The organism is Micromonospora sp. NPDC050695 (genome assembly GCF_040654415.1).
In the GTDB taxonomy this organism is placed as follows: Bacteria; Actinomycetota; Actinomycetes; order Mycobacteriales; family Micromonosporaceae; genus Micromonospora.
The window spans coordinates 59,981-81,898 of sequence record NZ_JBFAHZ010000005.1 but is presented as its reverse complement, the minus strand read 5'-3'; the positions used below and the strand labels follow the sequence as shown (position 1 = coordinate 81,898).

Below are 21,918 nucleotides of genomic sequence, written 5' to 3'. Positions count from 1 at the left end.
GATCTCTTCGGAGCCGGTCAACCTCATGATCGACCTGGTGGGGTGGGTGGGGGTCTACTACCGGAGGTAGGATTAGCCTGTGACTCGGTTGGGCGATCTTGAGCGTGCGGTGATGGACGTGCTGTGGGACGTGGTCCCCGGCACGTCGGACGGTGTGACCGTGCGCGAGGTGGCCGACGCGCTCGACGGGCGCGAGTTGGCGTACACGACGGTGATGACCGTTCTCGACCGACTCGCCGGCAAGGGCATGGTGCAGCGGGAGCGGGAGGGCCGGGCCTGGCGGTACCGGCCGGCAGCCAGCCGCGAGGCACACATCGCCCAGCTCATGCTCGACGCCCTCGACCTGGGCGGCAGCCGGGACGCCGCGCTGGTGCGCTTCGCCCGCTCGGTCACCGGCACCGAGGCCGAGGTGCTGCGCGCCGCCCTGGGCAGCGAGGCCGGCCTGACCGGGCCGGGCTCCACCGGCGGTGACCCGGCCGGGGCCGACACCCTGACCGACCGGGTGGACGGGCCGGCGGGCCGACGGCCGGCCGGCGAGGCAGCGGAGCGGTAGGGCGTACGCCATGGCCTACGCCGTGCACTTCGCCGCCACCATGGTGGCCTGCTACCTGACCGCTCAGGTGCTGGCCCGCTCCACCTGGACGTGGCGCAGCCCCCGGGTGGCGATCATCTGCTGGCAGGCGGTCGGTCTCGCGCTGGGCCTCTCCGCGATGGGCCTGCCGATGGCTCTCGGGCTGAGCGCGTACGACCTGCCGACCGGAAGCGCCCTGCTCGCCCTGGCCAGCGACCTCGGCCACGGCACCCTGCCGATCGGGGTGACCGCGGTGCACCTCGCCGGCGTCGGGGTGGGCTTCGGCATCGGGGCGGTGCTGGTCACCACGACCGTGCGCAGCATCCACGGCACCGTCCGCGCCCAGCGCCGCCACCGTGACCTGCTCACCCTGGTCGCCCGGGACGACCCGGCCGCACCCGGCGCGCTCGTACTGGACCATCCGAGCGCCGCCGCGTACTGCCTGCCCGGGGTGAAGCCCCAGGTGGTGGTCAGCGCGGGCACGTTGAGCCTGCTGGACCGGGCCGAGCTGGCCGCCGTCCTCAGCCACGAACGGGCACACGCCCACGAGCGGCACGATCTGGTGCTGCTGCCGTTCACCGCGCTCTGCCGGGCGTTGCCGTGGTTCGGCTGGGTCCGCGACGCGCACGAGCGGGTCGCCCTGCTGGTCGAGATGCGCGCCGACGACAAGGCGTGCGAGTTGCACGCCGAGGCGCCGCTCGCCGGCGCGCTACGCCGGTTCGCCGCCGCCGGTCACCGGATCACCCCGGCCGGCGCGCTGGGCATGGGCGACCGGGATCTGGACGTACGGGTACAGCGTCTCCTGGTCAGCGACCGGCCGCCCCGGATGCTCGGCGCCACCGCCCTCGCGGTCGCCACCACGCTTGTCGCCCTGCCGATCAGCCTCTTCCTCTCCTGAGCCGACGCGCCAGCCCGCCCCACACCATCGGGGTGACGGCGTGGATGTCGCCGACCGGGTGGTCAGGTGGTCGAGTTTCCCTTTGCGGGCCTCCTCCTCCGGCGTTGCGTCACGGCACCTGACCCCGACAAGAACAGCTACTACGTCTCGTCATAGCATTATCTACTACAGGGCGTAGTAGAAATGACGTGTAGCCAAGCTACGTGTAGGGTGGCTACGACAAGGATGCCAACCTACGGAGGGCCGGCCATGGACACCCTGCTCCTCGCCCGCCTGCAGTTCGCCACCACCACCTCGATCCACTTCCTGTTCGTGGTGGTCACGCTCGGGCTGGTCACCCTGCTGGTCGGGATGCAGACCGCCTGGGTGCTCACGGGCAACCCGAAGTGGGAGCGGCTCACCCGGTACTGGGGCCAGCTCTACGTCATCAACTACGTGCTCGGCGTCGCCACCGGCATCGTGATGGAGTTCCAGTTCGGGCTGAACTGGAGTGGTCTGTCGCGCTACGTCGGCAACGTCTTCGGCGCGCCGCTGGCCATCGAGACGCTCGTGGCGTTCTTCCTGGAGTCCACGTTCCTTGGCATGTGGATCTTCGGATGGCACCGACTCCGCAAGGGCGTCCACCTCGCGCTGCTCTGGGGTGTGGCCATCACCGCGTACGCCTCGGCGTTCTGGATCATGGTGGCCAACTCCTGGCTGCAACATCCGGTCGGGTACGAGGTGCGCGACGGGATCGCCCACCTCACCGACTTCGGCGCGCTGCTCACCAACCCCAGCCTCGGCATGGCGTTCGGGCACGTGGTGTCGGCCGCGCTCCTGGTCGGCGGGATGCTCATGGCGGCCGTCAGCGCCGGGCACCTGATCCGGCGTACGCCCGACTTCGTGCTGTTCCGCACCTCGCTGCGGGTCGGCCTGGTCACCGCGGCGCTGGCGATCACGATGGTGCAGGGCTTCGGCTTCGCCCAGTTCGGCCCGGTCGGCTCGGTGCAGCCGACCAAATTCGGCGGTAACAACCCGGAGGCGCAGGCACAGATCGCCGAGTGGACCACGCGGTTCGGCCCCGGCGACTACGCGCCGCCGGTGCTGGCCAGCGTCGGGCTGGGCTTCATGATCCTGATCGGCTTCACCCTCGGTTGCGTCTGGCTGCTGCTCCCGCTGCTCTTCCGCGACTGGATCATCCGGCTGCGTTTTCCGCTCTGGCTGATCCTGCTCGCTTCGCCCCTGCCGTTCATCGCGGTGATCCTCGGCTGGATCGCCCGTGAGGTGGGCCGTCAGCCCTGGGTGGCGTACGGGCTGCTCCCCACCGAACAGGCCGTCTCCCCGGTCGGCGCACCGGTGATGCTCACCTCGCTGATCGGCTTCAGCCTGCTGCTCGGCACCCTCGCCGTCACCAATTGGGTGCTGCTCGCCCGCCACGCGGCACGCGGTGCGGCCGATCCGGCCCTCGGCCGCCCACCGGCAGCACCCGGCGAGCCGGCCCACCCCGAACCCGCCCTCGCCTGAGCGACTGAGGAGACTCACCGTGGACCTCGCCTGGTACGCCCTGCTCGGCCTCTTCTTCGGCGGCTACCTGGTGCTCGCCGGCTACGACTACGGCGTCGGGCTGCTGCTCGCCCGGGGCGGTGGACCCACCGGGCGGCGGGCCGCCCTCACCGCGCTCGGCCCGTTCTTCCTCGGCAACGAGGTCTGGCTGGTGGCCGCCGTGGGCATCCTCTTCGGCGCCTTCCCGGTGCTGGAGGGCGAACTGCTGTCCGGTTGCTATCCGGCGGTCGCCGGCGCCCTGGTCGGGGTCATCCTGGTCACCGCCGGGGTGCAGCTGCGCAGCCGGCCGGCCGACGAGCGGATCCGGGCCCGCTGGGACCGGATGGTGGTGGTCGGCAGCGCGCTCGCCGCGCTGGGCTGGGGCGTGCTGCTCGCCGCGCTCCTGCAGGGCGTACCCCGCCAGGCCGACGGGCACGTGGCCGGGGTGTCGCACCTGGCCACGCCGTTCGCGGCCGCCGCCGGGCTGGCCATGGTCGCCCTGGTCGCGGTGCACGGTGCGACCTTCCTCACCCTGCGACTGCCGGTCGCCGACGCCGCCGTGGTCGGCCGCACCGCCCGCCGGCTGGTGCCGGTGGCGCTCTGCGCGGTCGCCCTGGCCACCGTCGTGGGCCTGCTCTCCCCCCGGGTACGCGACGCTGTCGGGCGACCGGCGGTGGCCGTACTCCTGCCGGTGCTGCTGGCGGCGGCGCTGCTGGCGGCCCGCGCGGCGCTGGCGCGGCGGCGGCCGGGGTGGGCCCTGGCCGCCACCGGCGCGGCACTGGCATTGCCGGTGGCGCTGGTCGGCGCGGCCCTGTGGCCCTACGTGCTGGTGTCCACGACCGACCCGGGCGCCTCGCTGACGGTGGCCGACGCCGCCGCGAGCGCACCGACGCTACGGCTGCTCGGCTGGGTGGCGCTGCCGCTGCTGCCGGCCCTACTAGGCTTCCAGGCAATGTGCTGGTGGGTTTTCCGGGGACGGACCGACGGCAGGGCACCGGTGTACTGGTGAACCGCCGTCCCTTCGACCCGCGTCTCCTGCGCCGGGTCCCTGCGGCCCGGCGCGACCTTGCCGTGCTCGCCCTACTCGGCGTGCTCGCCGCCGGGCTGATCGTGGCGCAGGCCACGGCACTGGCGGCGGTGCTGGCCACCGGTATCGGCGGGCGACTGGACCGGCCGGCGCTGGCCGGGTTCCTGGTCGCGGTCGCCGCCCGGGCGGCGCTGGTCTGGGCTCAGGGGACGGTGTCGGCGCGGGTCGCCGCCACGGTCAAGGCCGCGTTGCGGGCCGACCTGCTCGGTGCGGTCGGCCGACACGGGCCGGGTTGGGTGGCCGGGCAGCGGGCCGGTCAGCTCGCCACCCTGGCCGGCCGTGGGTTGGACGCGCTGGACGCGTACTTCACCGGGTACCTGCCGCAGTTGGTGCTCAGCGTGACGGTGCCGCTGGCCGTGCTGGCCCGGATCGTCGTCGCCGACTGGAGTTCGGCGGTCATCATCGCGCTGACCCTGCCGCTGATCCCGGTCTTCGGCGCGCTGCTGGGCTGGCAGGCGCAGGCGGCCACCGAGCGGCAGTGGCGTCGACTGTCCCTGCTGGGCGGGCACTTCCTGGACATGGTCGCCGGGCTGCCCACGCTGCGCGCGTTCGGCCGTGCCCGGGCGCAGACCGAGGTGGTCCGCCGGATGGCCGACGGGCACCGGGTCGCCACCATGAAGACGCTGCGGATCGCGTTCCTGTCCGCGCTGGTGCTGGAGCTGGTCGCCACCCTCTCGGTGGCGCTGGTCGCGGTGCCGGTCGGCATCCGCCTGCTCGGCGGGGGCCTGGCCCTGCAGACGGCGCTGCTGGTGCTGCTGCTCACCCCGGAGGCGTACCTGCCACTGCGGGCCGCCGGCAGCCGCTTCCACGCCAGCATGGAAGGGCTGGCCGCGCTCGACGAGGCGCTGACCGTCTCGGCCACGCCCGCCGCACCCCGGGCGGCCGAGGGCGCGGCCACCCCGGACGGGCGCGGTGAGATCCGGTTCGAGTCGGTCACCGTGGCGTACGAGCGGACCACCGCGCTGCGCGACGTGACGCTGACCGTCCGACCCGGCGAACGGATCGCCGTCATCGGGCCCAGCGGCGCCGGCAAGAGCACACTGCTCGGCCTGCTGCTCGGCTTCGTGACCCCGGCCAGCGGTCGGATCACCGTGGACGGTGTGGACCTCGCCGCCGCCGACCCGGACGCCTGGCGTCGGCAGCTGGCCTGGGTGCCGCAGCGCGCCCACCTCTTCGCCGCCTCGCTGGCCGACAACATCCGGCTCGGCGCGCCGGACACGCCGCCCGAGGCGCTTGCCGCGGCGGTGCGCGACGCCGCCCTGGACGACGTGGTCGCCGGCCTGCCCGACGGCCTGGACACGCTGCTCGGTGAACGCGGGCACGGGCTGTCCAGCGGTCAGCGGCAACGGGTGGCCCTGGCCCGCGCGTTCCTCCGGGACGCCCCGGTGGTGCTGCTCGACGAGCCGACCGCCCGGCTGGACACCGCCTCCGAGGCGGTGGTGCTCGACGCCACCCGCCGACTGGTCACCGGGCGGACGGCGCTGCTGGTCGCGCACCGGCCGGCGCTGCTGGCCGACGCCGACCGGATCCTGCGCATCGAGGACGGCCGGGTCACCGAGCTGACGCCGACACCGAAGGTGGCCCGATGAACGCGACACCGGCCGGACGTGGGGTCGCCGAACGGGCGGTGCTGCGACTGGCCCGCCCGTACCTGGGCCGCCTGGTCGGCGCGGGGCTGCTCGCCGCCGCCACCGAGTTCGCCGGGCTGGCCCTGATGGCCACCGCGACCTGGCTGCTGATGAGCGCCGCCGGCCGGCCGCCCCTGGACCGGCTCACCGTGGCGATCGTCGCGGTCCGGGCGCTCGCGATCAGCCGGGGCGTGTTCCGCTACACCGAGCGGCTCGCCGGGCACGACGCGGTACTCCGCATGATCACCGACGTGCGGGCCCGGGTGTTCGCCACCCTCGCGGCCCGCCGTACCGCCGGGCACCGCTCGGGTGACGTGCTGAGCCGGCTGGTCTCCGACGTCGAAGCCGTCCAGGACCTGCTGTTGCGGGTGCTGGTGCCCGGCTCGGCGGCGGTCCTCGTCGGGGTGCTGGCCGTGGGCGGTGCGGTGCTGATCTCGCCGCCGGCCGGCGCGGCGCTCGCCGTCGGGCTGCTCGTCGCCGGAGTGGCGCTGCCCGCACTGGCCGTCGTGGTCACCCGACGCAGTGCGGCCGAGGTGGCCCCACTGCGCGGTGCGCTGGCGACCGACGCGATCGACCTCACCCACGGCGCTGCCGATCTGGCCGCGTTCGGCGCGACCGACTCCGCGCTGCACGCCGCCCAGCAGCGGGCCGGCCGGTTGGCCCGGCTGGAACGCCGGCTGGCCGCGACCGGGTTCGCGGTGGACGCCGCCGGGGTGCTGGTCGGCGGGCTGACCGCCGCCGTGGTGGTGCTGGCCGCGCTGGCCGCCGACGTGTCGGGGGTGCTGGTCGGTGTGCTGGCCGTCGGCTCGCTGGCCGCCGTCGAGGTGGCGCTGGCCCTGGTCGCGGCGGCCCGACAGTGGACCCAGCTGCGGCCCGGCCTGATCCGGGTTGCCGCCCTGCTCGACGAGGGCGCGCCCACTCCCCCGCCCGCCGACGGCGGCGGGGACCTCGCCGGCCCGTACGACCTGCGCTTCGTCGGGGTGACCGTGCGGTACCGGGCCGGCGCCGCGCCCGCCCTGGACGCCGTCAGCCTGGATCTGCCCGCCGGTCGACGGATCGCGGTGGTCGGCCCGAGCGGCGCCGGCAAGAGCACCCTGGCCGCCGTGCTGACCGGGGCGGTCCGGCCCGCGTCCGGCCGGGTCGAACTGGGCGGGCGGGACCTGTCCGCGTACACCGAGCAGGAGCTGCCCCGAGTGGTCGGCGGGCTGCTCGCCGAGGCGTACGTCTTCCACGCGACCGTCCGGGAGAACCTCCTGCTCGGGCGTGCCGGGGCGGACGACGACGAGCTGGCCGCGGCCACCGCCGCCGCCGGCCTGCTGGACTGGGTACGCGCCCAGCCGGCCGGCTGGGACACCCTGGTCGGCGAGGAGGGTGGCCAGCTCTCCGGTGGCCAGCGGCAACGGCTCGCGCTCGCCCGGGCGTTGCTCGCCGCGCCGCCCGTGCTGGTGCTCGACGAGCCCACCGAAGGGCTGGATCCGACCGCCGCGGACGCCGTGCTCGCGTCCGCCCTCGCCGCCACCCCCGCCGGGCACTCGGTGCTGCTGATCAGCCACCGGCTCAGCGGGCTGGCCGAGCTGGACGAGATCGTCGTCCTCGACGGCGGGCGGGTGATCCAACGTGGCCGGCACGGCGACCTGGTTGCCACCCCCGGCTGGTACCGGGACCAGTGGCTGCTGCAGGAGGCGGCCGAACGCGGGTACCTGGCGCTCGCCCCCTGACCCGGCTCGGGGACGGACCAGGGTTCCCCCGGACGTCGGCGCGCCGAAGTCGTGGCAGGGTGGTGCCATGCCGCGCTGTGAGGACGTGTTGGTCGACGAGCACCTGCGGGAGCTGGCCGCCCGGTTGCAGGGCCCTGCGCGCCTGAAGACCGACCTGCTGACCGAGGCCCGGCACGGGCTGCTGGACGCCGTCGAGGCGTACCGCGAGAGCGGGGTGCCACCGACCGAGGCGCAGCGCCGCGCGGTGGCCGAGTTCGGCTCGCCGGCGCAGCTGCTGCCCTCCTGGCAGGCCGAGCTGGCGATGGCCGCGCTGCGCGGGTTCGCCCTGCGGATGCTCGCGATCGCCGGGGTCGGGGTGGCCGCCGGCGACCTGACCTGGCGGGGGGCGAGTTGGAGCGACGGCCCCCGCCCACCGGCCGTCTACCTGCTGCTCGCCAACTCGGTCGACTGGATCTGGATGGGCGCGCTGCTGCTGTCCGTGGCCGGTCTGCTGGTGGTCACGGCGAGCGCCCGTACGTCCCGGCCGGGCCTGGCCGTCGCGCAGCGCGCGGTGGGCGCCGGCCTGACCGCTGCGCTGGCCCTGGGCATGGTGGCCGGCGGTGCCCTCTTCACCTGGTCACTCGGCCTCTGGGACGCGGCGCTGAGCTGGCCACCGATGCTCATCGGTGTGACGGTGGCCGGCGCGGCCTACTTCTCGCTGGCCCGCGCGGCGCGCGGGTGGATGCTGGCCACCGCGCGCTGAGAGGTGCCGCCCACGGGCGGATGCGAGCTCAGGCCGGGCTGCCGGATGGGCTGCCCGGGTCGAGGAAGCGGCCGACGGTCGACTGGAACTCGTGCCAACCGGCGCGCTCCCCGGTCAGCGCCCGCCGGCCGGCGTCGGTGAGCTGGTACGTCCGCCGCTCCCGACCGTTGACGGTGCTCCACGTGCTCGCCACGTGCCCGGCCCGCTCCAGCCGCCGCAGCGCCGGATAGATGGTGCCGGTGGGCAGGTCGAGGTTGCCGTCGCTGCGCGCGCGCAGTGCCTCGATGATGGCGTAGCCGTGCAGCGCGCCCTGTTCGAGAACGGCGAGCAGCAGGGCGTCGAGGTGGCCGTGCAGCGCCTGGGCCTTCATGTGTAGCTACGCTACTTGTTCGACGGCCGGTCCGCCAGCGGCCGCGATCCGCAGGCCCCACCGGGTGCGGGGCGCCGCCACCGGGGTGCGGGCTCCGGTCTTCCCGAGCAGCCGACTAGGGTATGTGCCCAGAGTCACTCGCCGGACCGAGACGCCGGCGGGTGGGCAACCCGAAGCACACGGAGGTCAGCGTGGCCCGCCAGTCGCCCCAACGGCCCGACGCCGACGAGCCCGAGCTCGACGACACCACCGGCGCGGCCGAGCCAGATGACGTCGAGGAGACCGGCAGCGCGTCCGCCCCGGCCGACCGGACGCTCTGGGACGAGCTGCGGATCGACCCGGTGGAGATCGCCCTGCCCGCCGGCACCGGTTTCACGCTGCGCGCGTACCGGCCGGCGCGGGAGCTGACCCCGACCGACGTGACCGAGCGCGACCAGGACGACCCGTTCCTCGCGCGCCGTCAGGTGATCGAGGAGGACGACGACGAGACCGTCGTCATCCTCGACGAGGAGCTGGCCGAGGAGTTCGCCGAGAGCGGCGAGGACGAGCCGTCGCGCCGCCGGGACGCCGACGCGACCTCCGACGCCGACGACGAGGCCACCACGGACGAGTCGGACGACGAGGAGGTGCCGGTCTTCCTCAGCCACCGGGGCAAGCTGCTGCTGTTCAAGACCCCCGAGTCGTTGGTCAGTTTCATCCGATCCGGCGCGCCCAACGATCTGTCCCAACTGGACAGCTGGAATGAATTGTCCGAACGGGTGGAGCCGGCCGACATCGCTCCGCTCGACGAGGACACGTACGAGCTCGACCTCGTGGTGGAGAACCTGCGCGGCGGGCACGACGCCTGGGATTCGACGCTGCTGATCGAGGCCGGTGAGGTCGCGCGTGACCTGTCGTACGCGTTGCGGCTGCCTGCGGTACTCGACATGCTGTCCGCAGGCTCCAGCCTCGACAACCTGGACGAGGCCCTGCGCTCGACCGTCAACGGCGGGATCGGCGGTTTCATGGGCCGTCGGCGGCTGAAGAAGATCGGGGCACAGACCGCGAGTTTGGGCTGGCGCACCATTGTCGGCAAGATCTCTGCGGTCGTGGACTGGCGCGACTGACCCGTACCGGGGAGCATCAGTTGCTGGCAGAGGAAAGACCTGTCCCGGGAGGAGGACGACGCCGTGGCGCTCGTGCGCGTGTACTGCGGTCTGGCCTCGGCGGATCCGGCTGACCGACCGGCCTCCGCCGGTTCGACGCTGACGTCCGCTGTGGTCGACGACGCAGGCCGTCTGCTGCATGTCAGCGAGATCGGCGACGACGCCGCTGGCTACGCCCAGCTCGTCGCGCTGCTCGTGGAGCGGTCGGGCGGGCCGAGCGGTGCGGCCATCGCCGCCGACAGCGACGACCACACGGTCACCTCGCTGTTGAGCGCGGCAGGTCGACCTCTGGCGATCGCCGACGACGACTCGGTGGACGACTTCGCTGAACGCTTCGCCGACGACGACTCACTGGAGGAGATGCAGTCACCGCCGGCCGAACGACGTGCCGTCGGCCTGGCCCGCGCGTTACAGGCGGGCGCACTCTCCGCGGTCACCCTCCCCGCACCTCGGGATCTCGCCGGCTACAAGCAGGTGCTCGCCGCGCACGCCGCGCTGGCCAGTGGTCGGCACTCCGCCGCCGTGGCGCTGCGCGAGGTGCTGCGTGAGTTGTACCCGGCCGCGCTGCGCGCGTACCCGGACCCGGCCGAGCCGGTCTCCCTGGCGGTGCTGGACGCCCTGCCCGAGCCGGGCATGCTCGGCGGCACCGTCGCCCGGGGCCGCGAGGTGTCGGTCGCGGCGGACGCCATCGCCGCGCACCTCGCCGCGGACGGGGTGGCCGACGCCGAAGAGATCAACGATGCGGTGACCGCGCTGCGGGTCGCCATCTCCGAGACACCCCGTCGTGCCGCGGTGAACCGGGCGCTCACCTCCGCGGTGGCCGAGACGGTCCGCCAGGCGGTCGCCTCGGTGCGGGCCTGCGATGCCGGCTGCGAGGCGCTGGTGAGCGCGCTCAGCTCCCGCGCGAGCACACCCGCCCCGGCCCCCGGGCGACGCGCCGCCGCCCGGCGAGGCGAGACCGTCGGCGAGCTGACCGCCAACGGCCTGAGTCACACCGCCGCCGGCCTGAGCAACACCGGCGCCGGCCTGCGCGCGGTCCGACCGACGCCGGCCGCCGCCGAGCCGGCACCCACCATGGGCCGACGCAGCCGTCCCGAGCCCGCCCCGGGCAGCGCTCCGCTGGCCACGCCCCGCCCGCTCGGTCCGCCGCCGGTCGCCCCGGCCCCGGTCACCCCACCGCCGGTCGCACCCGCGCCGGTGGCTCCGGCCGCCGTCGCCGGCCCGCCGGTGTCCGCACTGCCGGTACGCGGCGAACCCGCCCCGAGCCGGATCGACGGCCCGACCAACCGGCCGGTCTCCTCGCCACCGCCTCCGCCCCCGGGGATCACCCCCATCGCGCCGGCGCAACGTGGCACGGTGCCGCCGGCCGAGGCGGGCGAGCCGTTCCGCCCGACGCTGACCACCGCCGCGATCAATCACGCGCGGGCCGAGCGGCAGCGCACGGTCATCCCGCCCCGTCCCAAGACCAACGGCGAACCCCGGCCGAGCCACCAGCAGCGGCCGATCGACGAGGCCCCCACCGGCGGGTTCAGCGCCACCGACCTGAGCATCCCCGTGCCGACGCCACGACCTGGTCAGGAGTCGGCGCCACCGGGATCGCGGGCCAACTGGCCGCTGGTCAACAACCCGGAGGACCCGAGCGACAGCTCGGCGAACAACCCGGTCGCCTACCCGTACGGTGGTGGCCGCGGCATCGACGCCCCGACCGACCCGGGTCGGGCCGACGGCCGGGTGACCCCGCCCTGGCTGGCGGACGACCTGCCGCAGGAGCCGCCCATGCTGCGGCTGGTGGAGCCGCCGCCGCTGGCCGACCGGGCGCTGCGCGAGGGCATCAACCCGCCCAGCGACCCGCACCTGGAGACGCCACCGCTGCGGCTGGTCGACCGGGAGCAGGCAGCTCGCGGCGGCCGTCCCGTGCCGCGCGTCGAGCGTGCCGCCGAGCACCGGCCTCCGCCGCCGGTCGAGCATCGGCCTCCGCCGCCGGTCGAGCATCGGCCTCCGCCGGTGGCCGACGAGGGCGACGGCGACCTGTTGATTTTCGCGCAGGCGAAGTCGGCCTGGTTCGTCGGGCAGACCGAGGAGTCCGACCTGGACTGGTCGACCACGGCCGACACCGGGTGGCAGGCAGCCGAGCAGGCGGCCCGCCCGGCGGTGGGCGCGGAGACCAACGCCGGGCTGCCGAAGCGGGTGCCGCAGGCCAACCTGGTCCCCGGTTCCCCGCTGCGCGAGGAGCGTCCACTGCGGATAGTGCGTGACGCGGCGAGCCTCGCGGAGAACACCACCGGGTACTTCCGCGGCTGGCGCCGTGGGCAGGAGATCGGCGGGTTCGCGGTGGGCGGCCGGCCGGGTCGTGAGGCCGCCGGCGGCTGGGACTTCAGCCGCGACCACGGTGAACGCGACGACGACCGGGAGTACGAGTACCGCTCCGCCGGCTACCAGTCCTGACCGGTCTCACTCCACACGCGACAATCGCGCCCCCAGTCGGCTGACTGGGGGCGCGATTCGTAGACGGGACCGGCGGCGGGAGCTACCCGGGAGAGAGGGCCGCGCACGAGTCCGCGCCGACCGTCGGGGAGACGGCCGGCGCGGTCGACGCTGGGCAGTGTGTGGCACCCGGTGGCGGCCGGAGCCACCACCGGGTGTGAAGCCGTCCCGGTCAGGCCGGGGCGACGGCGCGCGTACGGCGCATGGTGAGCACGTACTCGACCAGCGAGATCAGCACGTGCTTCGTCGACTCCCGGTTACGGGCGTCGCAGGCCACGACCGGAACGTCACTGGAGATCGCCAAGGCGTCCCGGACGTCCTGCGGATCGTGGTACTGCATCCCGTCGAAGCAGTTGATGGCCACCAGGTACGGCAGCCGCCGGTGCTCGAAGAAGTCGATCGCCGCGAAGCAGTCCGCCAGCCGGCGAGTGTCCACCAGCACCACCGCGCCGATGGCACCCCGGACCAGTTCGTCCCACATGAACCAGAACCGGGTCTGACCCGGCGTACCGAACAGGTACAGGATCAGGTCACGGTCGATCGAGATCCGGCCGAAGTCCATGGCCACGGTGGTCGTCGTCTTGCCCGGCACCTGCCGGGTGTCGTCGACGCCCACGCCGGCCGAGGTCATGATGGCCTCGGTGGTCAGCGGCGTGATCTCCGAGACCGAGCCGACCAGCGTCGTCTTACCGACGCCGAACCCACCGGCGATAACGATCTTCGCCGACGTCACGCGGCCGCTCGGATTCGGCGGGCGGTGCGACATGTCAGAGCCTGCGAAGTCCACTCAGCACCCTCTCCAGCAGTTCAGTGCCCACCGCGTCGTCGGAGTCGTCCAGGATGGTCGGCTCGTGGACCGCGACCAGGCCGTCCGTCGCCATGTCGGCGATGAGCACCCGGGCCACACCGAGCGGGAGCTGCATCCGCGCCGCGATCTCGGCGAGCGATTGCACGCGTCCGTCACACAGCGCGGCGATGTACTGGTGTTCGCGGCCCTGGCCGCCGTTGCCATTGGCAGCGGCGCGGCCGCGCACCGTCGTCTCGACGAGCGCCTCCAGCGCGATGTCAAGCCGGGGACGGGTACGACCACGGGTCACGGCGTATGGACGGACCAACGCTCCGGTCGGTTCGTCACGATCGGCCATGTCGCCGCTCACCTCCTTCGCACCCGGTACCGGCTCCCACCGGTGAAACTCGTCGTTGTTGTCGTTGCAGTTTCGCCGACCTCACGGTCGGCCAGGCGTCAGCCCAGCATGCCCGCGGCCGCACGCGGCTGCGGGGTCAGCGCGTCGCCCACCCGGTCGACCAGCAGTGCCATCTCGTAGCCGACCTGGCCCACGTCGGAGCTGCGGGCGGCCAGCACGGCGAAGGACGAACCGTCCGAGATGGACATCAGGAACAGGAAGCCATTGTCCATCTCCACGACGGTCTGCAGCACAGCGCCTCCCTCGAAGCAGCGAGCCGCTCCCTGGGTCAGGCTGACCAGACCGGACGCGATCGCGGCGAGCTGGTCGGCCCGGTCCCTTGGCAGGTCCCGCGACGACGCGAGAAGCAGGCCGTCCGCCGAGACCGCGACCGCGTGTGCGACACCCGGCACCCGGTCGGCGAAGTTGGCCAGCAGCCAACCAAGATCCTGCGTAGTTGTCATCCTTCTTGCTCCTTCTGCCCGCTCCCGGCCGCTGGGCCTGAGCCAGACTGCGAGGATTGCTGCCCTCCCGGAGTCTCCTCCGGGCTGGTCGGGTTGTCCGAGGTGCTACGCCCTCGCTGCACGCCCCGGTGGTAGGCGGAGAGCAGGCCACGGACCGCCTCCGGGGAGCGCCGCTGGACCGAGGTGGTGGGCTTCTCCACCGCACCCGGCACAAGCTGCGCCATCGGCTTGCGCTTCGGCAGACCGGTCGTGGTGGTCTCGGCCACCGGCGCCGCGCTGGCCGCTGCCGAGGCGGCACGCCAGCCGTCGTCGGCGGCGGTCTGCCAGCCGTTGGTCTGCTGTTGGGGCCGGCGGTTCGGCAGGCTCTCGGCGAGGCTGGGGCGGGTGCCCCCGTTCGCTGTCGACCCGTTGTCCCGCGGCGCTCCTCCGGCCGTCGGAGTGTCTGCCATCGGTGTGTTACCTGTCGTTCCGGGTGGTGTCTTGTGGACTGCCGGAGCGCCCGCCTCGACCGTGGCGAACTGCTGGGTCGCGGTGCCGCCGTTCGCCGCCGGCTTGGCGGCTGCCGCCGCCTCCTCGGGACCGGGACGTCGGGTACGGAACCAGGCCGACTCGAGCTCCCGGAAGATCGGCAGCTCCATCGTCTCGTCCGCGTACCGCTGCCGGTTCTGGGCCTGCGGCTGCTGCGGTGCCGGCCGGCTCTGCGGGGCGGCAGGGGCCGGAGCCGGTGCCGGCGGCTGGGCCGCGGCGGCCGGCGGCTCGCCGGGGCGGGGCACCCGCGGCAGCTCCGTCGTCATGTCCAGGGCGGCGGCGAGCCGCTCGGGCACCGGCGGGGTCGCCGTCTCCCGGTCGCCACCCGGCACCGGCGGCCAGGCCGGAGGTGCGGGAGCGCTGGGCGCCTGGGCCGGAGGTGCGCTGGCCGCCTGGGCGGGCGGGGCGGAACGGGGCACGAAGCCGCTGAACGACTGGCCGGCGGCCGGCGGCGCCGAGTACGGCTGCCCGGAGTACGGCGACGCCGACACCGGGGACGCCGACACCGGCGGACCGGCGTACGGCTGACCGGAGGCCGGGACGGCGGACACCGGCGCACCGCCGTACGGCGCACCCGAGTAGGGCTGGCCGGAGTACGGCTGACCCGAGGCCGGCGAGGCGGACACCGGCGCACCGGAGTACGGCTGCGAGGAGACCGGCGGCACCGAGTACGGGTGTGCCTCCGGGCTGCTGGGCAGCTGCCGCGGAATGGCCTGTTGCGGGCCGGTCGTGGAGGGCTCGTCGCCCGCCCGGCGCTGCGGCAGCGGGTCGATCGGCTGGCCGTTGGCCGGCCGAGGCGTGAACCCGTCGCCACCGTTGACGCCGTTCGTCCCGGCCGCGCCGGTCAGGTCGGACCACGCCGGCATCGAGCGGTAACCACCCGAGTTGGCGGGAGTGCCGGCACCGTTGCGCGGCGCCGGGTCGAACGGCCGGCCGCCCAGGGTGACCTGGTTGCCGGACTCGCTCGGGCGGGGGCCGTTGCCCAGCGCGGGCAGCGCGCCGAAGGCGGGAATGGGCGCACCGTTCTGTGCGCCGCCGGCTGCGGGCAGGGCCGGAGGCTGCTGCACCCGGCCGGAGAGCGCCCGGGGCACCAGCACCGAGGTGGGCAGCGTCACGTCCGCGACCGTGCCCCGGTCGGCACCCGGACGCAGCTCGACCCGGACCCCGTGCCGGGACGCCAGTCGGGCGACCACGACCAGGCCCATCATCCGGGAGACGGCCACGTCCACCTGCGGCGGCGTCGCCAGCCGCTCGTTGAGGTCCTGCAACTGCTCGCGGCTGATTCCGATACCGCGGTCCTCGACGTAGAGCGAGGCGCGGTCGCCGACCCGACGGGCCTCGACCATCACCTGCGAGTCGGGCGGCGAGAACGCGGTGGCGTTGTCGAACAGCTCGGCGACGAGGTGCACCAGGTCGTTGACCGCGTGCGCGGCGACCTCGATGTCGCGGTCGATGACCCCGAACTCGATCCGGGTGTAGTGCTCGACCTCGGACTGCGCGGCGCGCAGCACGTCGATGAGGGCGGCCGGCTCGCGTTGCACACGGGTGGAGTCGGCACCGGCGAGCACCAGCAGGTTTTCGTCGTTGCGGCGCATCCGGGTGGCCAGGTGGTCGAGCTGGAACAGCTCGGCCAGGCGGTCCGGGTCCTCCTCGCCGCGCTCCAGCCGGTCGAGGTGCCCGATGAGGCGGTCGACCAGGATCTGGGAACGGCGGGCCAGGTTGACGAACATGGTGGCGACGGAGGCGCGCAGCGCGGCCTGCTCGGCGGCCGTACGGACGGCCTCCAGGTGGACCGCGTTGAACGCCTCGGTCACCTGACCGAACTCGTCCCTGCTGCGGACCGGCAGCGGCTCGGCGATCTGGTTGGCCAGCTGGACCGGGGAGAGCTGCCCGACGACCTGCGGGTCGCGCAGACGGGCCACCGCCTGCGGCAGGCCGTACTGGGCGACGGACAGGGCGCCCTGGCGCAGCTCACGCAGCGAGCGGGCCATCGAGCGGGCGACCAGGTAGGCGAAGAGGATGGCCAGCAGCAGCATGCTGAGCAGCAGGCCGGTCTCCAGGAAGACCTGACGTTGGACGTCGGAGCGCAGGTTGTCGGCCTCGGTGACCACGTCGTTGTCGAGCTTCGTCTCGACGGCGCGGATCAGCTTGGCGTTGGCCGTCATCGCGGATTCCCACTGGTCGGGGCCGAACGGCGCCCCGCGCATCTCCCCGGTGGTGTTGCCGTCGATCCAGCCGGTGTAGTTCTGCGCCTCCCGGCGGTCACCACCGGCGACCGTCTGGTCGTGGAACTTCGCCTCGTCCGGGCTGGCCACCGCCTTGAAGCTCTGCAACGCCTGCTGCTGGCCGGTGCCGCTGGCGATGTAGTCGGTACGCAGCACCGGGGTCATCCGCTGCGCGCCGAGCGCGCGGTGGACGACGACCCGGCGTACGGAGAGGAACTCCTTTTCCCGGGCGACCGCAGCGGCGGCGCGCATCCGGTCGCTCAGGTCGCTGTCACCGGCGAGCTGCGTGGCCGAGTCACGGATGGCGAGCAGGTCGCTGATCAGGCCCTCGTAGGTCTGAATGGTCTCGGTCAGCTTGAGCTTGCCGCTGAACACCTGGCTGCGAACGCCCGGCAGGTCCTTCAGGGACTGGTCGATCCCGTCGAGCTGCCCCTCCAGGCTGCTCGGCAGGTCCTCGACCTCGGCCCGCTGCTGCCGGTAGGGGCCGGTCGCCTGGTCCACCCGGGAGTTCACCCGGTTGAACGCCTCCTGGTACTGCGCCTTCGGTTGCGTCCCGGCCGCCTGTAGCAGCAGCACGGCGCTGGTCCGCTCGTCCTGCAGCGTGTCGACCAGGTCGCCCGAATAGCTCGACAGGTTTGCCAGGTCGCCAGCTCGGTTGGCATTGCTGAGCGTTTCCAGGTGGTCGACGAGACCACTGGTGCCCACGACGACCGTGGCGATGGTCGGCACGATCATGATGAGACCGAGCTTGGACCAGATCGGCATGTCCCGGAGCCGGCTGGCCGGCCGGCGCAGCCGCGACAGGAAGGAGCCCGCCGTCTTTGGCCGTTTGCTCACGTCACCGCCCTCGCGATTACAGCTTGAACGCGTTGCCCCGGGCAACGCCCAGCGACCGACCCGGCGGGTCGGACCCCCGAGATTCCATCACGACGCTCGGCAAGAAGAAAGCCCAGGTTGTCACGCGCCGAAGGTGTGATGAGATGTTGATACGATTTGATAGCAGTCTGTCTGGCCGGAGTAACTGAAGGTAATGAAACATCCGCACCGCGTTGTCCTGCTCGCTGGGCCTTCGGGCTCCGGAAAGTCGTACATAGCGCAGCAAACCGGCTTGCCGGTGCTCTGCCTGGACGACTTCTACAAAGACGGTGATGACCCTACGTTGCCGCACCGAAACGGCCAGGTCGATTGGGAATCACCCGACTCGTGGGACGCTCTGACGGCGGTCGAAACGATTGCCCAACTGGCCCGCCATGGTCGGGCCGATGTGCCGGTTTATGCGATCGGCGCGGATCGAAGGGTGGCCACCCGGCCATTTGATGTCGCCGGATCGCCAATCTTCGTCGCGGAAGGGATCTTCGCCGCCGAGATCGTCGAGGAGTGCCGCCGCCGCGGGTTGCTCGCCGGGGCGTACGCGCTGCGACGCCCGCGCGCAGCGACCTTCGTACGCCGGCTGGCCCGTGACCTCGCCGAGCAGCGCAAGGCGCCCCGGGTGCTGGTGCGGCGCGGGGTGGCGTTGCTGCGGGCCGAACCCGCCGTGCTGCGCCGGCAGACCGGGCTCGGTGCCGAGGCGGCCCGCGCGCGGGAGGTGCTGCGCCGGGTGGCCGGCCTGCTCGCCGGCCACCCGCACCACTGACGGTCAGGCCAGCAGCTTGGCGTACGCCGGCTTGATCACCTCATCGATGATCCGCAGTCGCTCGTCGAACGGGATGAAGGCGCTCTTCATCGCGTTGATGGTGAACCACTGCAACTCCCGCCAGCCGTAGCCGAAGGTGTCCACCAGCAGCGACATCTCGCGGGACATCGACGTGCCGCTCATCAGCCGGTTGTCGGTGTTGACGGTGACCCGGAACCGCAGGTCCCGCAGCAGGCCGATCGGGTGGTCCGCGATCGAGTCCACCGCCCCGGTCTGCACGTTCGACGACGGGCACAGCTCCAGCGGGATGCGCTTGTCCCGCACGTACGCGGCCAGCCGGCCGAGCGCGCCGTCGGAGGCGATGTCGTCGACGATCCGCACCCCGTGACCGAGCCGGTCCGCGCCGCACCACTGGATCGCCTGCCAGATCGACGGCAGGCCGAACGCCTCGCCGGCGTGGATGGTGAAGTGGAAGTTCTCCCGTTGCAGGTACTCGAAGGCGTCCAGGTGCCGGGTGGGCGGGAAGCCCGCCTCGGCGCCCGCGATGTCGAAGCCGACCACCCCGGCGTCCCGGTGCCGCACCGCCAGCTCGGCGATCTCCTGCGATCGGGCGGCGTGCCGCATCGCGGTGAGCAGGGTGCCCACCCGGATGCTCAAGCCCGCCTCGACGGCCTGCGCGGTGCCCTCGGCGAACCCGGCGAGCACCGCCTCCACCACCTCGTCGAGACTCAGATCCTGTTCCAGGTGCTGCTCCGGGGCGAAACGCACCTCGGCGTAGACCACGCCGTCGGCGGCCAGGTCCAGGGCGCACTCGCGGGCCACCCGGCGCAGCGCGGGCGCGGTCTGCATGACCGCCACCGTGTGCGCGAACGTCTCGAGGTAGCGCTCCAGCGAGCCCGAGTCCGCCGCCTCGACAAACCAGCGCCCGAGCGCCTCCGGGTCGGTGGTGGGCAGCTCGTGGCCGACCTCCGCGGCCAGCTCGACGATCGTCGCCGGCCGCAGCCCGCCGTCGAGGTGGTCGTGCAGCAGCGCCTTCGGGACCTTGACGATGTCCTCGTATCGGATAGTTGCGACCATGCTCAGACCCTAGTCAGCGCGCTGCGGCCGGTAGCGCCAGCCCGCTCATCCCGGCCAGCCGTAGATGTGTGTGACGGCGAGCCGGATCACCAGTCGACCGTCGGCGACCATGGCCGACCGGTACTCCGACCAGTCGGGGTGCTCGCCGCGGATGCGCCGGTAGACCTCGACCAGCTCCTGCACGGTTTCGTCGTCCTCGGTGCCGGCCGGCGGGGTGAGGGTGGCCGTGCCCTCGGCGACCGCGTACGCGCCGCCGTCGGGGGTGGTGACGTGGAAGCTCGCTCGGGGATCCCGGCTCAGGTTGCGGGCCTTGGCCCGGTCGCCGACGGTCGAGCACCGGATGAGCCCCGGTTCGGCCAGGTAGTCGAGGTTGGACAGTTGGGGTCGGCCGTCACGGCGGAGGGTGACGAGCACCCCGCGCCCGCGGGTGCCGAACAGTTCCCACAACCGGTTCGTTGACATGTCATCGACCGTAGGGGGTGATCCGATGACATGTCAACCAAGCCGTTAGGCTGGGCGGCATGGACGCGCCACGCTGGCTGGACGCCCGGGAGGACCACGCCTGGCGGGGTTACCGCCGGATGCGACGACTGCTCGACCTGGAGCTGGCCCGGGAGCTGACCCAGGACGGCGGCCTGTCCGAGCCCGACTACGACGTGCTCTCCGACCTCTCCGAAACACCCCAGGGACGACTGCGCCTCAGCGAACTGGCAGACCGGATGCTCTGGTCCCGCAGCCGGCTCTCGCACCACCTGACCCGGATGCAGCAGCGCGGCCTGGTCACCCGCGAGGAATGCCCCGACGACGCCCGCGGCGCGATCGTCGTGCTCACCCCCGCCGGCCGTGGCGCCATCGAGGCCGCCGCCCCCGGCCACGTGACGGCCGTCCGTCGACACTTCCTCGACCTGCTCACCCCGGCCGAGGTCGAGGCGCTCGGCGCGTTCACCCACCGGGTCGTCGACCACCTCGCCGAGGGCCGCGCCCCCCGCCCGCGGCGCGGCACGGAGACCTGACGTGGACCCCCGGATCCTGCGACAGCTGCGCTGCCCGGTCTGCGGCGAGCCCCTGACCGAGGCGACCGCCGGCACCGCCCGGGCGCTGCGCTGCCCACGCGGGCACAGCTTCGACATCGCCCGGCAGGGGTACGTCAACCTGCTCGCCGGGCGCGCGCCGCACGTCGGGGACACCGCCGAGATGGTGGCCGCCCGAGCCGACTTCCTCGCCGCCGGGCACTACGACCTGATCTCGGGCGCCCTCGCCGACGCGGTGCCGCGGGCGGTGGCGGGCTTCGGGGCGTACCCCCTGGTGGTGGATGCCGGCGCCGGCACCGGCCGGTATCTCGGCGCGGTGCTGGCGGCGCTGCCCGACGCCGTGGGTCTGGCCCTGGACGTCTCCAAGCCGGCGCTGCGCCGCGCGGCCCGGGCGCATCCACGGGCGGCCGCGGCGCTCGCCGACACCTGGCAGCGGCTGCCCCTCGCCGACGGCTCGACGGCCGTACTGCTGAACGTCTTCGCTCCGCGCAACGGGCCGGAGTTCCACCGGGTGCTCGACCCGGCCGGCACACTGCTGGTGGTCACGCCCGCCGCCGACCACCTCACCGAACTGGTGGACGCCCTCGACCTGTTACGGGTGGACCCGGACAAGGCCGACCGGGTGGCCGCCAGCCTCGGCGGGCACTTCACCCCGGTCGACTCGACGACGCACCGGGCCGAACTGACGCTGACCCGCGCCGAGGTGGCCACCCTGGTCGGGATGGGTCCGAGCGCCTGGCACACCGACCCCGGCGCCCTCGCCGCCCGGGTGGCCGCGCTGCCCGAACCGGTCCGGGTGACCGTGGCGGTCCGGCTCGACGCCCACCGCCCCCGCTGACCTCAGGTGGAGAGGTCGACCTCTTCCCAGCCGGGCGGCTCGTCGTGGTACGGCCCGCGCAGGATCACCGCCCACTCCAACGCCCACCGCCGCTGGCCGATCGCGTTCGCGTCGACCAGACCCGGCACCCGCCGGCCGCCGCGCTCCGTCTCCAGGTACGCCCAGTCCAGGCAGTAGTGCAGGTCGAGCAACGCGGCGGCGTCGGCCGGATGCTGCGGCGCGGTGAGGATCCGGGCCTGCCAGCGGGGGAACGTCTCCCCCTCCGAAATGTGCGGCAGCCGCTCCACCAGCCGCTCGTCCACGGCCAGGGTGGGGTCGAGCTGCTTGCTCAGCCCCAGCACCCAGGCCAGCGCGAAGAGCGCGTCGTGGTGCAGCACGAACGAGCGGTGGTCGCCCCTGCCGCCCATCACGAACTGCCACTCCGGCGGGGTGACCATCTCGACCAGATGCGAACCGAGCAGCCAGCTCATCGCGGCCTGCGGTGGCATCCCGAAACAGCGGGCCAGGATCAGATGCAGGACGGCGATCCGCGCCTCGATCTCCGGCGTCGGACGCAACTCGATCTCGTCACCCGGCTCCCACACGAGCGGAAACTGGGCCGGGGGCAACGGCAGGCCGAGCCGGGACAGCTCGTCCAGGCTCGCCTCACGCACCTCACGAGGATCGGGAGCAGGTACGGTCACGGGGCAAATTCCTGTCTGCTCGCGACGGCTCAAGGCCGGCTGTCCCCCCTTGGCCTGGGAGAATAGCGCTCCCAGGTGACCGGCACCACGC

General features: G+C 73.5%; 20 protein-coding genes. 12 read left to right on the top strand and 8 right to left on the bottom strand.

Features of this window, described 5'->3' with window-relative positions; genetic code table 11:
* Positions 1–79: 79 nt before the first annotated feature.
* From AB0H52_RS05385 to AB0H52_RS05355, 7 genes are all read left to right on the top strand, one after another.
* Positions 80–553 (top strand): BlaI/MecI/CopY family transcriptional regulator, encoded by a 474-nt coding sequence (locus AB0H52_RS05385; RefSeq protein ID WP_151492651.1) that lies wholly within the window; start codon positions 80–82, stop codon positions 551–553.
* A gap of 10 nt (positions 554–563) precedes the next feature.
* On the top strand, positions 564–1,469 hold the full coding sequence (locus AB0H52_RS05380) for a M56 family metallopeptidase (protein ID WP_151492652.1): 906 nt from the start codon (positions 564–566) through the stop codon (positions 1,467–1,469).
* A 249-nt stretch (positions 1,470–1,718) separates the two neighbouring features.
* Positions 1,719–2,972, top strand: a complete 1,254-nt coding sequence (locus tag AB0H52_RS05375; RefSeq protein ID WP_151492653.1) for a cytochrome ubiquinol oxidase subunit I — start codon at positions 1,719–1,721, stop codon at positions 2,970–2,972.
* Positions 2,973–2,991: 19 nt separating this feature from the next.
* Entirely contained in the window at positions 2,992–3,999 is a 1,008-nt protein-coding gene (locus AB0H52_RS05370; RefSeq protein ID WP_357945404.1) for a cytochrome d ubiquinol oxidase subunit II, read from the top strand.
* A complete protein-coding gene (gene cydD, locus AB0H52_RS05365; RefSeq protein ID WP_151492655.1) occupies positions 3,996–5,666 on the top strand; it encodes a thiol reductant ABC exporter subunit CydD in 1,671 nt (556 codons plus the stop codon). The genes AB0H52_RS05370 and cydD overlap by 4 nt, the downstream gene beginning before the upstream one ends.
* Entirely contained in the window at positions 5,663–7,423 is a 1,761-nt protein-coding gene (cydC, locus tag AB0H52_RS05360; RefSeq protein ID WP_151492656.1) for a thiol reductant ABC exporter subunit CydC, read from the top strand. Before cydD ends, cydC begins: the two co-directional genes overlap by 4 nt.
* A 67-nt stretch (positions 7,424–7,490) precedes the next feature.
* Entirely contained in the window at positions 7,491–8,165 is a 675-nt protein-coding gene (locus AB0H52_RS05355) for a permease prefix domain 1-containing protein (RefSeq protein ID WP_151492657.1), read from the top strand.
* 28 nt (positions 8,166–8,193) lie between these two features.
* Here the strand turns inward: AB0H52_RS05355 and AB0H52_RS05350 are convergent, their stop codons facing one another.
* Complete coding sequence (locus tag AB0H52_RS05350) at positions 8,194–8,535, bottom strand: helix-turn-helix transcriptional regulator (protein WP_151492658.1); 342 nt, start codon at positions 8,533–8,535, stop codon at positions 8,194–8,196.
* Positions 8,536–8,696: 161 nt separating this feature from the next.
* On the opposite strand from AB0H52_RS05350, the gene AB0H52_RS05345 reads away from it, so the two are divergent.
* Entirely contained in the window at positions 8,697–9,641 is a 945-nt protein-coding gene (locus tag AB0H52_RS05345; RefSeq protein WP_357945400.1) for a DNA primase, read from the top strand.
* Positions 9,642–9,680: 39 nt separating this feature from the next.
* A complete protein-coding gene (locus tag AB0H52_RS05340; RefSeq protein ID WP_357945542.1) occupies positions 9,681–12,125 on the top strand; it encodes a transposase in 2,445 nt (814 codons plus the stop codon).
* 211 nt (positions 12,126–12,336) lie between these two features.
* On the opposite strand, the gene AB0H52_RS05335 is transcribed toward AB0H52_RS05340, so the two are convergent.
* From AB0H52_RS05335 to AB0H52_RS05320, 4 genes are all read right to left on the bottom strand, one after another.
* The gene (locus AB0H52_RS05335) at positions 12,337–12,930 is read right to left on the bottom strand and encodes an ATP/GTP-binding protein (RefSeq protein WP_007455465.1); all 594 of its coding nucleotides are present in this window, start codon (positions 12,928–12,930) and stop codon (positions 12,337–12,339) included.
* Position 12,931: 1 nt separating this feature from the next.
* Complete coding sequence (locus tag AB0H52_RS05330) at positions 12,932–13,309, bottom strand: DUF742 domain-containing protein (RefSeq protein WP_030329021.1); 378 nt, start codon at positions 13,307–13,309, stop codon at positions 12,932–12,934.
* A 98-nt stretch (positions 13,310–13,407) separates the two neighbouring features.
* A complete protein-coding gene (locus tag AB0H52_RS05325) occupies positions 13,408–13,812 on the bottom strand; it encodes a roadblock/LC7 domain-containing protein (RefSeq protein ID WP_007455462.1) in 405 nt (134 codons plus the stop codon).
* A complete protein-coding gene (locus tag AB0H52_RS05320; RefSeq protein WP_357945396.1) occupies positions 13,809–17,402 on the bottom strand; it encodes a nitrate- and nitrite sensing domain-containing protein in 3,594 nt (1,197 codons plus the stop codon). Before AB0H52_RS05320 ends, AB0H52_RS05325 begins: the two co-directional genes overlap by 4 nt.
* A 460-nt stretch (positions 17,403–17,862) precedes the next feature.
* On the opposite strand from AB0H52_RS05320, the gene AB0H52_RS05315 reads away from it, so the two are divergent.
* On the top strand, positions 17,863–18,198 hold the full coding sequence (locus AB0H52_RS05315) for a hypothetical protein (RefSeq protein ID WP_225854347.1): 336 nt from the start codon (positions 17,863–17,865) through the stop codon (positions 18,196–18,198).
* 3 nt (positions 18,199–18,201) lie between these two features.
* Here the strand turns inward: AB0H52_RS05315 and AB0H52_RS05310 are convergent, their stop codons facing one another.
* Positions 18,202–19,275, bottom strand: coding sequence for an adenosine deaminase (locus tag AB0H52_RS05310; protein WP_151489383.1), 1,074 nt, complete (start codon positions 19,273–19,275; stop codon positions 18,202–18,204).
* A gap of 45 nt (positions 19,276–19,320) precedes the next feature.
* Positions 19,321–19,737 carry a PPOX class F420-dependent oxidoreductase gene (locus tag AB0H52_RS05305; protein ID WP_357945392.1) on the bottom strand — a complete coding sequence of 139 codons (417 nt, stop codon included), beginning with the start codon at positions 19,735–19,737 and terminating at the stop codon, positions 19,321–19,323.
* A 59-nt stretch (positions 19,738–19,796) separates the two neighbouring features.
* Here AB0H52_RS05305 and AB0H52_RS05300 point away from each other — a divergent pair, with 59 nt between their 5' ends.
* Positions 19,797–20,288 (top strand): MarR family transcriptional regulator, encoded by a 492-nt coding sequence (locus tag AB0H52_RS05300; protein ID WP_151489381.1) that lies wholly within the window; start codon positions 19,797–19,799, stop codon positions 20,286–20,288.
* A 1-nt stretch (position 20,289) separates the two neighbouring features.
* A complete protein-coding gene (locus AB0H52_RS05295; protein WP_151489380.1) occupies positions 20,290–21,144 on the top strand; it encodes a putative RNA methyltransferase in 855 nt (284 codons plus the stop codon).
* 2 nt (positions 21,145–21,146) lie between these two features.
* Here AB0H52_RS05295 and AB0H52_RS05290 read toward each other — a convergent pair whose 3' ends face one another.
* Positions 21,147–21,827 carry a DUF4272 domain-containing protein gene (locus tag AB0H52_RS05290; RefSeq protein ID WP_357945389.1) on the bottom strand — a complete coding sequence of 227 codons (681 nt, stop codon included), beginning with the start codon at positions 21,825–21,827 and terminating at the stop codon, positions 21,147–21,149.
* Positions 21,828–21,918: the final 91 nt, after the last annotated feature.

Bases quoted from the DNA above. Each gene is read 5' to 3' on its own strand.
- AB0H52_RS05380 (WP_151492652.1), top strand. From the start codon at position 564: ATGGCCTACGCCGTGCACTTCGCCGCCACCATGGTGGCCTGCTACCTG.
- AB0H52_RS05375 (WP_151492653.1), top strand. From the start codon at position 1,719: ATGGACACCCTGCTCCTCGCCCGCCTGCAGTTCGCCACCACCACCTCG.
- cydC (WP_151492656.1), top strand. From the start codon at position 5,663: ATGAACGCGACACCGGCCGGACGTGGGGTCGCCGAACGGGCGGTGCTG.
- AB0H52_RS05355 (WP_151492657.1), top strand. From the start codon at position 7,491: ATGCCGCGCTGTGAGGACGTGTTGGTCGACGAGCACCTGCGGGAGCTG.
- AB0H52_RS05350 (WP_151492658.1), bottom strand. From the start codon at position 8,535: ATGAAGGCCCAGGCGCTGCACGGCCACCTCGACGCCCTGCTGCTCGCC.
- AB0H52_RS05335 (WP_007455465.1), bottom strand. From the start codon at position 12,930: ATGTCGCACCGCCCGCCGAATCCGAGCGGCCGCGTGACGTCGGCGAAG.
- AB0H52_RS05330 (WP_030329021.1), bottom strand. From the start codon at position 13,309: ATGGCCGATCGTGACGAACCGACCGGAGCGTTGGTCCGTCCATACGCC.
- AB0H52_RS05325 (WP_007455462.1), bottom strand. From the start codon at position 13,812: ATGACAACTACGCAGGATCTTGGTTGGCTGCTGGCCAACTTCGCCGAC.
- AB0H52_RS05310 (WP_151489383.1), bottom strand. From the start codon at position 19,275: ATGGTCGCAACTATCCGATACGAGGACATCGTCAAGGTCCCGAAGGCG.
- AB0H52_RS05305 (WP_357945392.1), bottom strand. From the start codon at position 19,737: ATGTCAACGAACCGGTTGTGGGAACTGTTCGGCACCCGCGGGCGCGGG.
- AB0H52_RS05300 (WP_151489381.1), top strand. From the start codon at position 19,797: ATGGACGCGCCACGCTGGCTGGACGCCCGGGAGGACCACGCCTGGCGG.